Origin of the sequence: Treponema parvum, from assembly GCF_017893945.1 — a bacterium.
Lineage (GTDB): Bacteria > Spirochaetota > Spirochaetia > Treponematales > Treponemataceae > Treponema_D > Treponema_D parvum_A.
Genome location: NZ_CP054257.1, coordinates 628,991 through 644,102, shown reverse-complemented (window position 1 = coordinate 644,102; position 15,112 = coordinate 628,991). Strand labels below are relative to the sequence as shown.

Genomic DNA, 15,112 nt, shown 5'->3' with positions numbered 1-15,112 from the left:
GGAAATCGATGAAAGCGATAAAAAAAGCCGTTTATCCCATGCAAAAATGCTATTCAATAGCGCAAATACAGCACAACGATAAACCTTACATTGCCGTTGCTGCGGAAAAAGAGGACGACTGCCTGCTTTTTACGCCGGAAGGCAAGTTCGTAGAAACAATATGGAAGGGCCCCAGCGGCACCATGTCGATCGTTCCTCTTCAAGGAGAAAACGGCGCCTTTCTCGCGACGAAAAAGATGTTTTCACCGAATAACGCGGATGAAGCGTGTATAGTTTTGGTGCGTCCCACGGCACAGGGCTGGAAGGAAAAAACTCTCATAAAAATACCTTATGCGCACAGATTCGACGTGCTTGAATCCGACGGCAAGCGTTATTTAGTGTGCGCTACCATAAAAAAAACAAAGGAATACGAAGACGACTGGCGCTTCCCCGGACAGTATTTGGCCTGTGAACTGCCGCCCGAGTCTGAAAACGCCGACTTAAAGCTGCAAGTGATCGTTGACGGGCTTTTAAAGAATCACGGATATATACGCCGGCACGACAAAAACGGGGATTATTCCGTTATTTCATCGGCAACGGGAATTTTTGAAATTCACCCTCCTACGGATAAAAATTCCGAATGGTCGGTAGAAAAACTTCTTGATGAAGAAACAAGCGATATGGCCTTTGCGGATTTTGACGGAGACGGGCAGGATGAAATGGTAACGCTGTCGCCCTTTCACGGGAATACCGTAAAATTCTTTAAAAAACAGGATGCGGGCTGTTCATGGAAATGCGTTTATGAATTTCCCAAAAAACTTGAGTTTGTACATGCGATATGGGCCGGCACGGTAAAAGGCAAGCAGGTGGCGGTGATCGGGCATCGAAAAGGCGAAAGCCGCGATCTTTACGTTTTTTCATACGACAACGGGTACCGTGCGGAAGTTTTAGACAAGGATTGCGGAAGCACAAACGTTCTTGTATACAACTTTATGGGTAAAGACCGCATCGTCTCTGCAAATAGAGAGATCAATGAAATTGCCTTCTACGAATTTGAAGAGTAAGTCACCTTATAGATTGAAATTATTATGAAACAGAGTAAAGAAATCGTCGATAAGCGGCATCAGCAAATAATCGAGCTGTTAAACAAAAAAAATCCCATATACGTGACGGAATTAAGTCAAAAACTCAATGTTTCAGAGCTTACCGTGCGCCGCGACTTTGAAGCCCTTGCCAAAGCGGGCATAATAAAACGTTTCCACGGAGGGGCAAGGCTTGTCACACAGAGCGCCGACGAAGCGCCTGACTACGCAAACAAAGGAATAATCGCGCAGGAGCAAAAACAGCAGATCGCGCAAGTTGTAGCGCAATATATCAAAGACGGCGATACGGTATTCTTAAACGCGGGAACCACCACTACCGAAATAATCAAAGCCGTAAAAAACAAGCACATAACCGTAATCACAAACAATTCTCTGGCGTCTTCATTCCTAAGGAATACAAACGCTTCTCTTATTTCTACCGGCGGAGAATTCAATTCCAAAAATCTTTCTTATTCCGGAGTTTTGGCAACCTATCTTATCAATAAAATTTTTTCTTCAGTCACGGTCTTAGGCGTTAACGGTTTGTCCGCCTCGGACGGTATAACCACGGCTTTTTATCCTGAAACGATGATAAATCAGGAATTTCTAAAGCAAAGCAAGGGACTTAAAATAGTTGCCTGCGACAGTTCCAAACTGGGCAAAACGTTCAGCTTTAATACGGCAAGCATTTCCGGCATTGATATTGTCATAACCGATTCTCTTGCCGATCCCGCCGAAGTCAAAAAAATCATAGATCAGGGCGTAAAAGTTATCATAGCGAATGCGGAACTAGAAGGGTAAAAGCTAAATTAATAACCTAGTTCTATTATTAAAAGACTGAAAAAGTGATATATTATTTTACAGTATGATATTCGATTGGAATAATGAAAAGAATATGATGCTTAAAAGAAACAGAAATATATCTTTTGAGCAAATTATTGTAGCAATTGAACAAGACGGTTTGTTGGATATTTTAGAAAATCCGAATAAAGAAAAATATGCGAATCAACTTTTGCTTCTTGTTAAAATTGATAGATATGTATATGTAGTCCCTTGTGTACTCGAAAATAATATTTGTTTTTTGAAAACCATTTTTCCGAGTAGAAAATATACGGCAAAATATCTTGATTGGGAAGGAGAAGAAAATGAATAGTGAGAAAGAGTTATATGAATCCATAGAAAATGATGAATGGAAATCGGTAAAAAATTTTTATGATCTTAATAATGATTTAAAAAAAGCTGCTGAAAGTATGCTTATGAAAAGTGAAAAGATGGATATAATGCTTGCCAAGCAAGATATGAATAATCTAAAAGCAAAAGCTTTTGAAGAAGGTATGGAATATGAAGTTTTTGCAGGAAGTATTTTACATAAATATTTAACAGGAAAACTAGTAGAAGGGTAAAAATACTGCTTTAACTGACATCGCCTTTAACACGGCAATCCAGATTAAAACCTATTGGAGTAGCAATGGATCATTTCCGATTTCTTTATGAACAATGATGCAGTAGAAACAATACTTTTATGTCAATGATATGAGAAACAAAAGAATTGGGGATGCCCTTGCATGTCCCAGATGATGACCTTTTCGGCACATTTGCCTTTTTAAGAACCCTCGATACTGCAAAATACATTCATGATATAGATGCAACAAATCCCTAAGTGCTTAATGCAAATTAGTTTTACCCACCCCAGCATACCGCATTCACGGCGTCTCAAAAACAAGCGTCAAACAAGCCGCAAAAAGGATCCACAGGGCTCTTGCCCTTAAAAGCGCTGCGCCCCATTATTTTTTCAACAATCGCTTCGATAACGTAAGGAGTCGGCGTATATCCGTTTATATAGGCGGGAACGCGCGGCACGTCAAAAAGCATATACGGATTATCAACCGATATAAAAAGAGTCGGAATATCGTTAAAGTATCTGGGGGTATTGCATCCGCCGGGAGGAGCCCAACTTATGCGGGAAACGGTATCGCTTCCGCTGGTTTTAACGCTGCAATAATATATTATCAGGTCAAAACGTTCCACAAAACTTGCAACGCTGTTACCGATCGGGCGCAAATCAAGCTTTTCAGGATCATACACGGTGATTTCAAAGCCTTCTTTTTCCATGAGCGAAACAAAAAATTTATGAGTGCCTTTTACAGGATCATGATAGCCGCCCTTATCGCCTAAAACATGCAGCAACACGCGCTTATGTTTTTTTACATCAAGCGGCAAAAGGTGCTTAACGTCTTTTACAAGCGTTACTGCCTTATCGGCGCAATCCTTCGCGCTTTCAACGTTTTTTCGTTTGGCAGGGTTGTCTGAAAAAAAAGAAGAAACGTTACCGATTTCAAGAGTCTTTTGTTCAGTAAGTTTTTTGTGCAGCCCCAGATGCGCCTTCAGCGCCAGTATGGTTGAAACGGCTTCGTCCAATCTTTTCATAGTGATGCGGCCGTCTTTAACCGCTTTAAGCACTATGTCAAAATCCTCTTTAATATCTAATGAAAAAAGTATTATATCGCAGCCCGCCATTATTGAAGCAGGTAAGGCGTCCCGCCGGGACATAACCTGCATAAAACCCGTCATACTTGTAGCGTCGGTAACTACAAGACCGTTAAATCCCAGCCTTTCTTTTAAGAGGCCCGTGGTAAGCTCATAGGAGAGCGAGCCCGGATAAATTTCATTGTCTTTTAAAGACGGATTAAGCAAGCGAGAATAAGAGGGTTGTAAAATATGCGCAGCCATGACGGACTGTGCGCCGAAATCGATGAGTTCCTTATATATTTTACCGTAAGAAGCGTCCCAATCGGCGGCAGACAGACCGTTTATAGACGTGAGCATGTGCTGATCCCTTTCATCCTGTCCGTCGCCCGGCCAATGTTTAATACAGACGGCAAGACCTTCTTCGATCTGCCCTTTAATAAAAGCCTTAGAAAATTCAATCACGGTATCTCTGTCCGAGCTGAAAGTCCTTGTATTTGTTATGGGATTATGAAAATTTGCGTCTATATCCACTACGGGTCCGAAATTCCAGTTTGCTCCGCAGGCGGCGGCTTCTTGCGCACAGACTCTGCCAAGTTCATAAGCGTAGTGAGGATCCGCCGTAGCGGCGGTTTGCATCTGTGTGCCGTAAAAAGTTCCTTCAGTGCAGATTCCGTCTGCCCCGCGCTCAAGATTACAGGCAAACAAAAGAGGAATTTCAGTTTCCGCTTGCAGTTTACAAAAATTATCTTTTACTTTTTGCGCAGGAAATGAATCCGACATGTAGCTTCCCGGCTGAAAATTAAGGGAACGCATTTCCGAAATCATCCGTTCGACGGGCTTATCCTTAATCAATATGCAAAAAAGATGCGCAACTTTTTGCTCAAGCGTCATCCCGCTCAGCGTACGGCCTACCCAATCGCAGTCTGAATCTGAAAGAGAAAACGGTTTTTTCATATATTTTGCATAATCGTTCGACATAAAATTCTACCCCTTAACAGCTGAAGAAACCAAACTTTGTTCAAAAAACTTTTGAAATTTTAAAAATACAATCAATATCGGTATTATTGAAATTACGGAAGCGGCCATGATAGGCGCATATTCGGCGGCGTGTTCGCTTATCATATTGCGAAGTCCCAACTGTATCGTAAAAAGTTTTTCCGAATTCAGATATATGAGCGGCGCAATAAAATCGTTCCACATTAAAACCGAAGTAAGGATCACCAAAGTCCCTATAACGGATTTTGAAAGCGGCATAATGATCAAAGAGTAAATATTAAAATCGTTAAGTCCGTCTATGCAGGCAGCTTCGTTCAATTCTTTAGGAATGCTGTCAAAAAACTGTTTCATCAAAAACACACCCATAGGATTAAACGCATGTATAAGGATCAGTGCGGCATGCGTATTGGAAAGCCCCAGCATTCTGATTATCGAAAACTGAGGGATCATGATCACCTGATACGGAATCATAAGCGTAGAAAGATATATGATAAATATCTTGTTCCGCTCAGGATACTCAAGTTTGCTGAAAGCGTAACCGGCAAGGCTGCACGTTAAAATTTGGAGCAGGGTAACTATCACCGCAATCTTTAAGGTGTTAAAGAAAAGCAGACCGTAATTTACTTTTTGCCATATGTAAGCGTAATTTGAAAATTTGGGCGTGTCGGGGATCCAGTCGATGGGAAAAACAAAAACATCCAAACTGTCTTTAAAAGAAGCGCTGATCATCCAAAGAAACGGAAAGATCATAGTAAGAGAGATGATAAATATCACCGCATAGCGCATAAAAGTTCCTATGTTCAGCGGCTTTTTAAAACTGTCCATTCTATTCATATCCTGTTTCCTCAAAATATCAATCGTCTTTTTGTCCCCTGAACTGGATCAAAGTGACAATAAGTATGCAAGCAAATAAGACCATCGCCTCTGCCGAAGCGATGCCGAATTCATAATTGACAAACGCATCCTGATAAATTTGCAAGACCATAACCGTAGTCGCCCTGCCCGGGCCTCCCTTTGTCATTATGTATATGGGCGTAAACACTTGGAACGAATTTATAATGCACATGACTGAAATATAAAAGGTTATGGGTTTTAAGGAGGGAATGGTAATATGCCAGAATCGCCTGAACGAGTTGCAGCCGTCTATGGTGGCGGCCTCGTACAATGCCTTATCAATGTTCCGAAGCCCCGCCAGATAGATGATCATGTAGTATCCTATGCCCTTCCATATGATCATGAGCATTATGGCGGGCAGCGCCCAGTTTTTATCCGAAAGCCAGGCGGGAGGATCCGTAAGCCCCAAATGTGTCAAAAAATTATTTAATACTCCGCTCTTGGCGTAAACCAATTGCCATACAACCGAAATTGCTACTATGGATGAAATATGCGGAAAGAAAAACATGGCGCGGACAGCCGCAGCCCCTTTAAAATCATTTTCCAAAAGAAAGGCGATAATAAGCGCAAACGCGATTATAAAAGGAACCGTTCCGACCGTATAAACTACTGTATTCCTCAAAGCTATGAGAAAGTCGGAAGAAGTAAATATTGTTATAAAATTTTTTAAACCTACGAATTTTGCAGCGCTGCGCCCGTTCCACTTCATCAAACTTAATACAATCGAGCTCACGACAGGGATCAGCGTAAAAACTGCAAAACCTATTATATTAGGCAGTAAAAATAAAAAAGCCATTTTTCTGTTACGGTTAACTACGATCTTGCTCGTTTTTGAAACGGCGGACGCCATATTAAAACCTCGTTTTTATAAACTGAAATAAAAAACCACGGCCTCACAAAATAAGGCAAATGCAAGCAACACGGCATTTACAACCATACCGGCCGACAGTATCGCATCGGACACGGCCGGCAGCAGTTTTCAGACATGCAGCGCCCAAAGCCAAAACCCGAAAGTCTCATACGGCGCAGAGGCTGCTGCCGGTCGTCTTCACCGGTGTACGTCATTCGCCTTTGAAATTTCACTTTCAAAAGCGAATACGGCTAAAGTGCCCTCTAAAAACCGCAGTTTTTAGAGGGCACATAAAGTTTATTTTTTCAAAATTTCCGTACGTCGCTTATTAAGATTTTCGGCCATCTTTTCGGCGCTTTGATTGTTCGTAAGGAACGATTCGAGTTCCTGATTGAACGCCGCCGAAAGTTTTGCCAAATTTACACTTGCGGCTCCAAGCCCGTAAGAAACATTGTTTGTAAGAGCCTTCATCGAACTTTCATCCAGCTTTGTGCTTTCTTTAAACGTGTTCATAATATCGCCGCTCATATATCCGGGCACAAGCATTGACTTTGCAACCATCTTTGCTCCTTCGGCGCCGCAAATACCCGTTATGAGGCGCCATGCGGCAGATTCTTTTTTAGTAGTAGAGCTCATAAGAACGGGCGTCGAAGTTGCGAATCCTTTTTTAGCCGTCCCCGCCCAATACGGAGATTTCACAATGCCGTACTTAAAGCCCAGATCTTTTCTGGCTTCGAGCATCTGTGTAAACCACGAACCGTCGTAAAACATTCCCCACTTGCCGTGGAAAAAGAAGGTCTGATCTTTAGACAAAGATACGGATTCCGCAAATTTTTCCCAAGCGCCTTCGTCCATAGCTGCCTTAACTTTTTTTGCAGCCGGAACCAGCAGGTTAAAATCCGAAACGGAAATATCAAACCCGTCTACAGCGCCGATCAACACGGGAACAATAAAACCGGGCTTGGGGTAGAATGCAGAGCCGTACTCGTCGCCGTGCGAAAGTTTTTTACCAGTCTCAAAGAATTTTTCCCATGTCATATCGTTTGTAGGATAAGGAAGTCCCGCTTTGTCAAACATAGCTTTATTGTAGTACAAAACCCAATCGTTCGTTCTGAACGGCAGAGCGTACAAACCGCCGTTTATTTCATAATGCTGCTTGAGAACGGTTCCGTAGGGTTTAACGTCATAATTGTATTTTTTTATTAGAGGATTCAAATCCTTTGCAAAATCCATTTCAACTACGGTAGGATACGAAGTGTTAGACTTTGCAAAAAAAACGTCAATGCTGTCGCCTGAAGCGAGCATTGTGGTAAGTTTTGTTTCGTAATCGTTTGCAGGCGCGTTTACGACTTCAATTTTTATGTCGGGATTGGCTTTTTCAAATTCCGCAAACAAAGCCGGATATACCGAACCGGCAACGTCATAGTCCCACAAAGCGATACGCACAGTCGTTACGCCTTGTGCCGCCCCTTCGTCTTTTGCTCCTCCGGCAAAAAGCAATGAAAACGCAAAAAAAAGTGCCAAAACACTCAACAGATTTTTTTTCATTTAAAACTCCTTTTCGAATGTGCCGCCGCAGAAAGATTTGAGCTTTCGGGACGACGCATTAGTGCGCTCTTTGCGCACAATTTAATAAACAGCTGTAAACTGAAATACACCAGACGCTATTGTAATTCCTATATGCCTATTATCGCATAAATCAACGATTTATAAAATAGGCCGCATAAATTTTCAGCGTACAAAGCACGGCCGGCACATCAGCCGCGCACGGCATAACCGAAACTACAATATCGAGCGGAACGGGGTATTCGGCTCGTGGTCAAAGCAGTCGTGAAAACCGCGGTCATGATGATAATAGATTTTTTCTTTATCGTTGGGATATATATATTTCCCGCCGACTTCCCAAAAGAACGGATGGAATTTATAACCCAAGCGGTCTTTTTTAAGATCCCAGAGAACCTTTATTTCATTCAGATCCGGCATAAAATTCGACCATATATCATAGTGAACGGGAATGACTACCTTGCAGTTAAGGGCTTCCGCCATGCGGAGCATATCGATGCTTGTCATTTTGTCCTGAATTCCGACAGGGTTTTCACCGTAACTTCCAAGGGCTACGTCGATATCGTAATCTTTGCCGTGTTTTGCAAAATAGATTGAATAATGAGAATCGCCGCTGTGATAGATATTTCCGCCCGGCGTTTTAAACAAAAAGTTTACGGCCTTCTCGTCCATATCGGTGGGACAAACGCCTCTTATGTCCTGATAGCCGTCGGTAGTAACCAAACACGTTCTGTCAAAGGAATCAAGGGCGACTATTTCGGTATCTTTTATCTTAACGACGTCTCCGGGTTTTACGGTAACGCACCTGTCCTGCGGCACGCCCCATTTTACCCAAAGTTCTACGGATTTTTTAGGACCGATAAAGGGAATGGAAGGATCCAGATTTTTTACTACATGAGCCGCTACGTTAGGATCTATGTGATCCTGATGATAATGCGTCGAAAGAATTGCATCCACGTTTTTGATCGCAAAGGGATCGATTACGAAAACCGAATTGCGCAGATTAGGCTGAAGCCGTCTGCAGCCGCACATATTCGCCATCTGATGACCGGCGACCATGTCTTTTACTTTTTTAGTGCGCTTACCCTTGCCGCACCAAAGGTCGGTGCATATATTGGCTCCGCCCGGCGTCTTTATCCAAAGCCCTACGTTGCCGAGCCACCACATTGCAACCGTCTTAGGCTGTACGATTTCCTCTTCTATTTCCTCGTTCAGCCAGGTTCCCCATTCCGGAAAGGAATCCAATAACCACGATTCTCTGGTTATCTCATCGATTTTTGACATTTTATCCTCCATAAAAAACTCATTCACAACCGCACGCTCGATATTCGAGCCGTTCGATTTGCCGTTTATTTAAGCCTAAGCTCTGAAGCAATCTTTCCGTATAATTCGCATTCTTCGATAGAACTTTCAAACGCCGAAGTTTCAAGTCTTTCGTTCAATTCGGCAAAGGCATCTTCGGCGGTTTTATACTTTCCCAAGGCCAGACTTGCATTGATCCATGCGCCGAGAGTTGTGGATTCGCTTTGATTTGAATAAAGCAGCTTTTTTTTCGACACGGCGGACAACATACGGATAAAAAGAGCGTCTTTTGCAAGCCCGCCTGAAATTCTAACGGATTTAGTACAGCTTTCCATAGTCTTTTCCGTATATTCAAGGCATTCGCCTACCGCAACTGCGATTCCTTCCATAACCGCGCGCGCAATATCGTTTTTCGTATTTTTAAAGCTTAAACCGAACACGGCTCCGCGCTCCGACGCGTCCCAAACCGGAGTGCCCCGCCCTGCAAAGTGAACCGAAAAACGCATCCCGTTTGCGCCGGGAGGCGAAGCAAGACAAGCCCGAGTAAAATTTTCATATCTGTTTTTTTCATCTTCGGAAGCAAAAAAAAGCTCGTTTACCCAGTCAAGTGTTTTTCCCGCGCTTAAAACGGAGCCTTCAACATTCCATTTGCCGTTTAAGGCTGAAACATTGCAGCTTATTCCGTTTTCAAAAGAATACACGGGTCTGTCAACGAGTCCCAGCACATAGGCTCCGCTTCCGGTATTTATCATTATGTCGCCGGGTCGGGTACAGCCTTGTCCTAAGGCTGCGCACTGCTGGTCTCCCCCGGAAGAGATCACCGGCACGTCGGAATCAAGTTTGAACAATTCGCAAAGACGTTTTGAGGCGAATCCTGCAACTGAACCTACAGGTATTATGGGACAAAGTTTTTCTTTTGCAATTCCGAAAATATCTATGAGGCTGTCGCTCCACTTAAGAGCGGCTACGTCAAACAAACTCGTGCGGCTTGCAATCGAAGTGTCCGTCGCGAAAGCGCCGCACAGCTGATGTACGGTGTATTCGCAAAATCCGATCAGTTTATACGAGCAGTCGTATATTTCTCTTTTATTTTCTTTCAGCCACTGCATCTTGGGCGATGAAAATACAGTAGAAAGACTCATGCCGGTAATCGAATATATCTCTTTCTTTTTTTGTTTAAGAGCATCGCATATAGGGAAAGACCTTGTGTCCTGCCACATAAGCGCATTGCCCAAAGCCTCGCCGACTTCGTCCACAGGTATCACGGAAGAACGCTGAGCGGTCACGGCAAAAGCTTCGACTTTAAGAGCGTTAGCTTCCGCACACAAAGCGGAATCTTTAAGAGCCGCCCACAGTGCGCCGGTAAAGACTTTCATGTCCATTTCGACGGCGTCAGGTTCGGGGTATGAGAGCGAATACTTGCTTTGACTGCAGTGTATTATGAGTCCCTGAGAATCCAACAGCGACACGCGCAGGCTGGAAGTTCCTACATCAACAACAACTATCATTTGTATCTTTCCGCAATGCGGCTATAAAATAAAGATAAGTTTACTATATGTGCTTTTTACCGTTTTGTCAAACCTGACGGAACATTTTATTATTTTTAATTAATTGATGTATCACAAACAGATCATAAACCGAACATATCCGCCTATATTGAAGCTTGCGGCGCAGCCGGAGCAATTCCGGCGACTTATATGACGCCCGCGCAAGCGGCAGTTCACATCGGAGTTCCGGAACAATACCCGCGGAATGAAAAACGCGGGGACTGACACCGAGCGGCAGCTATCGCCGTACAGCCGCCGTTTACAGCCGGACAAAGCGGTTATATAATTAACGTATTGACCTGCGATAATCAACAACTTAGCCGCAGATTCGCAGCGAAACTTCAAACGGCAGCGAGGTATTGAACCCTCGCACGAATAAACATGACGAATTTTAGCCTGCAAAACGCAAAAAAACAAAAAAACGACGAGTTTTACACGCAGTATTCCGATATCCAAAAGGAAGTTAAAGCATACGTTGAATTTAACGATAAAGTTTTTAAAAATAAAACCGTCTTTCTTCCCTGCGACGATCCCGATCAAAGCAATTTCACAAAATTTTTTGTTCAAAACTTTAAAAAATTCGAATTGAAAAAGCTTATCAGCACATGTTACGCAGGCAGACGTCTTTGCACATCGTCAAACTCCGCTCCTCAGAAATTTTGCGAATCTTCTTCCGCTAAAAATAACGCCGGCGCAATCGGCGCAAAAGGAAAAATGCTCGTAATTGAAAACCGAGAAAAAGAAAACTCAAGTTCCAACGAATGCTCGAAAATTTTCTGCAAGTGTAACCTTGAATCCGTTCATTTAAAATACGGCTATCTTAAGAGCGACGGAGATTTTAGAAGCGATGAAATGAAAAAATTAAGGAATAATTCCGACATAATAGTCACTAACCCTCCGTTCAGCCTGTTCAGAGAATTTCTTGCATGGATTTTTGAGGCTGACAAAAAATTTTTACTCATAGGCAGCATGAATGCAATTACTTACAAAGAAGTTTTTCCGCTGATAAAAGATAATAAACTTTGGCTCGGCGCGACGGGGAACGGTTCCGACATGGTGTTTGCGGTTCCTGAGGGAACGCGCCTTTCAGAAAAAGACAGACAAAAAGCGGCACGTATGGGCTATTCCGGCAACTATACACGGCTCGGAAACTCCTGCTGGTTTACAAATCTCGACCACAGTAAACGCCACAGGCCTTTAAAACTTATGACTATGGAAGAAAATTTGCATTTCAGCCGGCACACGCGCATAAAAGAAAACGGTTATCCAAAATATGATAATTATGACGCTATCGAAGTGTCTTTTTCCGACGCGATTCCCTCCGACTATAATAAAGCCATGGGAGTGCCTATAAGTTTTCTTCATAAATATTGTCCGGAACAATTTGAAATCATAAAATTTCGTAAAGGAAACGATGAAAAAGACTTGACATTCACGATTTTGCCCTCAAAATTAAGCCAGAAGCCAGAAGCCAGAAGCCAGAAGCCAGAAGCCAGAAGCCAGAAGCCAGAAGCCAGAAGCCAGAAGCCAGAAGCCAGAAGCCAGAAGCCAGAAGCCAGAAGCCAGAAGCCAGAAGCCAGAAGATCACCCCGTATTTCAGAATCATCATCAGAAAAAAGACATAAGCCGGAAAACCGGCACCGGCACAGCCTTAAAATTCCTAACGCGGCTTTCGGCAAATACAAAGTGCGAGGCCTGTTTCAAAAAAACGCGACAAAATCGCTATTGCTTACTGTTATGTGGTCATTATCCGAAAATAATAGTAAAATATTTAACATACATAACAAGCAGGAGCTTTACAAATTATGAACAAGACAGCTGTATCACATCATTCAGAAAAGAAAAAGCGGCCTCAGTCGCTCGGGAAAAAACTCATAGGAGCGACGATCTTACTGCTAGTCGTCCAGTACATCATCCTTTCGGTAAAAGACTGGCAAAGCATTACGAAGTTTTCAAACGACCAAATAAAAATCATTGGAGACCTAAAATATTCTGCCTTCAATAATGAAATCAACACCTATACCCTCATGGGAAACATCATATTAGACAACGTCACTTCGGATAAAAATATAGTCAAGGCTTTTGCCGAGCGCGACAGAAAAACCCTCCTGCAATTAACGGCACCGCTTTTCGTAACTATGAAAGAAAAATACCATGCGCAACAATTTCATTTTCATACGCCGCCTGCAACTTCGTTTTTGCGCGTTCAAAGGCCTTCCAAATTCGGGGACGATCTTTCTTCGTTTCGGGCGACGGTAGTTAAAGCGAATTCCGAAAAAAGGAAATTCACGGTCTCGAAGCAGGCGTAAGCGATTTGGGCTTCCGCGTAGTCCATCCGGTATTCGCTGAAGACGGCCATCATATAGGCAGCGTAGAATACGGAGGCGCCATTAACGACGAATTTATAAAACAGTTCACGAGCAACTGTACGCCCGAAGTTTTATCGGGAGGTTTGGACGTAAGCGTGTATGCCCTTGCTTTGGACAAAACATATAAGCTCATAGGAACTAATTTTGAAAAAGAAATGGAAAAAGATCCCGATTCCATTCTAAAATCCTTGACAAATGAGGGGCTCATCCGTACGGAAGGCAGTTATGCCGTAGCCTATTATCCGCTCGAAGATTTTTCAGGAGACCGTATCGGTTTTGTAAAGCTGCGCTATTCCATCAAAAGCATACAAACGGAAAAAAACATATTCTTCATAAAAACAACCGGAATATTGATATTCATCTTGCTCCTGTTCGTCCTTACTATAACAGGTTTTACGAAGCGTTTTATCATTAAACCTGTAAAAAAGATCATGACCTCATTAAAAGACATTGCAAACGGCGACTTAACGGTCGATCTTCCCGTTAACGGCAACGACGAACTTGCGGCGCTGGCAGGGTATTTCGATCAAACGATAAAATCGATAAGCGCTACCATAAAGTCCGTAGAAGAAAATGTAAATAAGATGGGGATTATCGGAGAAAATCTTTCCGCCAACATGACCGAAGCCGCCTCAGGCATAAACCAAATCAACGGAAATATAGATTCCATAAAAGGACAAGTATTATCTCAAAATGAAAACGTCAATGAAACTGCCGCCGCCGTTGAACAAGTTACAAAGAAACTCAGTCAGCAGGATTTAAGGATAGAAATACAGGTTGGCAGCATATCGCGCTCGTCTTCAGCGATTGAACAGATGGTAGCGAACATTGCATCGGTGGCAAAAATGCTTGAAAAAAACAATTCGATCATCAAAACTGTATACGGACAGACTCAAAAAGGCAAGGTAGGCGTACGGGAAATGAATGAAGTCGTAAACCAGATTGCCGAAAAATCCGAATCCCTGCTTGAAGCGAGCCAAGTAATACAAAATATTGCGAACCAAACAAATCTTTTGGCGATGAACGCCGCTATCGAAGCCGCTCACGCCGGCGAAACGGGGAAAGGTTTTGCCGTAGTCGCCGATGAAATCAGAAAACTTGCCGAAGAATCCAACGTACAGGGAAAACAGATAGGAGAAGTCATCGGCGAATCCATAAAAACGATCAAAGATCTGACCGTAGCCGGAAAAAGCGCGGAAGATTCCTTTGTAGAAGTATATGACTCCGTAAATGAAATTTCAAAGCAGGAAGAACTGATCGTTGCGGCGATGAAAGAACAGGACGTGGGAAGTTCCGAAATTTTGTCGGCCATAAAAAGCATGAACGCTGCGACGGCGGAAGTAAGCGAAGGTTCTTCCGAAATGCTAAAGAGCGGCAATCACATCACGGAAAAGATGAAAAACCTTAACGAACTTACGGCGATAATCACTGCGGCGATGAATGAAATGTCGATCGGCGCACAGGAAATAAACAACGCGATACAAGAAGTAAATGAAATGACACAAAACAATAAGACGAGCATTAACACATTGCTGCAAGAAGTAAAAAAATTCAAAGTTTGATTGGAGGATTGCAGCCGCACGCTTAAAGTCGCCGATCCTGTTCTGCGCATGATCCTGCGCAAAACGGAATGCGATCGAAACAATCGTGCGGCAGAGGCGTCGAACGACGAGTTTTTAATATACGGAAAAAGGCTCGACCGCTCCCGAAATTTTATTTACAAGTTTCGGTACGGAAACAAGCACCGCATCCTGTGTAAGCGGAATTTTAAGATTAAACACCTCGTCTACCTGCCCGTCAAAGGAGGCGACGCGGATTTTCAAACGCTGCCCCTTTATGATAAATTTGTCACGGTCTCCCTTCATAAATTCGCTCGGAGGCAGACGATTTATAGAAACCTCCATACCATTAATCGCCTTATAAGAAGCGTCTTCGGCATTTTTATTATCTATTAACACCGTATGGGATCGTCCCGTGACAAACATCACAATTCCAAGCAAAACATATCCTGTAATGAGAACCGCCCTTATGATCAGCGTTTTTTTACGCGAAGCCTGCATT

The 15,112-nt window shown here is 43.0% G+C and carries 13 protein-coding genes and 1 pseudogene; 7 read left to right on the top strand and 7 right to left on the bottom strand.

Annotation, left to right across the window (positions count from 1 at the left end; translation table 11 throughout):
* Nucleotides 1–8 precede the first annotated feature (8 nt).
* The 4 genes from HRI96_RS02905 (at nucleotide 9) to HRI96_RS02890 (ending at nucleotide 2,464) form a co-directional block, all read left to right on the top strand.
* Nucleotides 9–1,043: a hypothetical protein gene (locus HRI96_RS02905; protein WP_210118031.1), complete on the top strand. Its 1,035-nt coding sequence runs from the start codon at nucleotides 9–11 to the stop codon at nucleotides 1,041–1,043.
* Nucleotides 1,044–1,067: 24 nt separating this feature from the next.
* A complete protein-coding gene (locus HRI96_RS02900) occupies nucleotides 1,068–1,862 on the top strand; it encodes a DeoR/GlpR family DNA-binding transcription regulator (protein ID WP_210118030.1) in 795 nt (264 codons plus the stop codon).
* Nucleotides 1,863–1,926: 64 nt separating this feature from the next.
* Nucleotides 1,927–2,214 (top strand): toxin, encoded by a 288-nt coding sequence (locus HRI96_RS02895; protein ID WP_210118029.1) that lies wholly within the window; start codon nucleotides 1,927–1,929, stop codon nucleotides 2,212–2,214.
* Nucleotides 2,207–2,464, top strand: coding sequence for a hypothetical protein (locus tag HRI96_RS02890; protein WP_210118028.1), 258 nt, complete (start codon nucleotides 2,207–2,209; stop codon nucleotides 2,462–2,464). Before HRI96_RS02895 ends, HRI96_RS02890 begins: the two co-directional genes overlap by 8 nt.
* A gap of 310 nt (nucleotides 2,465–2,774) precedes the next feature.
* Here HRI96_RS02890 and HRI96_RS02885 read toward each other — a convergent pair whose 3' ends face one another.
* The 6 genes from HRI96_RS02885 to HRI96_RS02860 form a co-directional block, all read right to left on the bottom strand.
* Nucleotides 2,775–4,508 carry a glycoside hydrolase family 3 protein gene (locus HRI96_RS02885; protein WP_210118027.1) on the bottom strand — a complete coding sequence of 578 codons (1,734 nt, stop codon included), beginning with the start codon at nucleotides 4,506–4,508 and terminating at the stop codon, nucleotides 2,775–2,777.
* A 6-nt stretch (nucleotides 4,509–4,514) separates the two neighbouring features.
* On the bottom strand, nucleotides 4,515–5,360 hold the full coding sequence (locus HRI96_RS02880) for a carbohydrate ABC transporter permease (protein ID WP_256729282.1): 846 nt from the start codon (nucleotides 5,358–5,360) through the stop codon (nucleotides 4,515–4,517).
* A 19-nt stretch (nucleotides 5,361–5,379) separates the two neighbouring features.
* Nucleotides 5,380–6,270, bottom strand: coding sequence for a carbohydrate ABC transporter permease (locus tag HRI96_RS02875; protein WP_210118026.1), 891 nt, complete (start codon nucleotides 6,268–6,270; stop codon nucleotides 5,380–5,382).
* A gap of 297 nt (nucleotides 6,271–6,567) precedes the next feature.
* Nucleotides 6,568–7,818: an ABC transporter substrate-binding protein gene (locus HRI96_RS02870; protein WP_210118025.1), complete on the bottom strand. Its 1,251-nt coding sequence runs from the start codon at nucleotides 7,816–7,818 to the stop codon at nucleotides 6,568–6,570.
* Between the two features lie 234 nt (nucleotides 7,819–8,052).
* Complete coding sequence (gene ulaG, locus HRI96_RS02865) at nucleotides 8,053–9,117, bottom strand: L-ascorbate 6-phosphate lactonase (protein WP_210118024.1); 1,065 nt, start codon at nucleotides 9,115–9,117, stop codon at nucleotides 8,053–8,055.
* Between the two features lie 65 nt (nucleotides 9,118–9,182).
* Nucleotides 9,183–10,643 carry an FGGY-family carbohydrate kinase gene (locus tag HRI96_RS02860; protein ID WP_210118023.1) on the bottom strand — a complete coding sequence of 487 codons (1,461 nt, stop codon included), beginning with the start codon at nucleotides 10,641–10,643 and terminating at the stop codon, nucleotides 9,183–9,185.
* A 420-nt stretch (nucleotides 10,644–11,063) separates the two neighbouring features.
* On the opposite strand from HRI96_RS02860, the gene HRI96_RS02855 reads away from it, so the two are divergent.
* From HRI96_RS02855 to HRI96_RS02850, 3 genes and pseudogenes are all read left to right on the top strand, one after another.
* Entirely contained in the window at nucleotides 11,064–12,491 is a 1,428-nt protein-coding gene (locus tag HRI96_RS02855; RefSeq protein WP_210118022.1) for an adenine-specific methyltransferase EcoRI family protein, read from the top strand.
* A pseudogene (locus tag HRI96_RS11900) lies at nucleotides 12,488–13,278 on the top strand (cache domain-containing protein); the annotation flags it as partial. The gene HRI96_RS02855 and the pseudogene HRI96_RS11900, both read left to right, overlap by 4 nt.
* A 204-nt stretch (nucleotides 13,279–13,482) precedes the next feature.
* Entirely contained in the window at nucleotides 13,483–14,613 is a 1,131-nt protein-coding gene (locus tag HRI96_RS02850; RefSeq protein WP_430741168.1) for a methyl-accepting chemotaxis protein, read from the top strand.
* A gap of 114 nt (nucleotides 14,614–14,727) precedes the next feature.
* On the opposite strand, the gene HRI96_RS02845 is transcribed toward HRI96_RS02850, so the two are convergent.
* Nucleotides 14,728–15,111, bottom strand: coding sequence for a DUF6672 family protein (locus tag HRI96_RS02845; RefSeq protein ID WP_210118021.1), 384 nt, complete (start codon nucleotides 15,109–15,111; stop codon nucleotides 14,728–14,730).
* Between the last annotated feature and the right edge of the window lies 1 nt (nucleotide 15,112).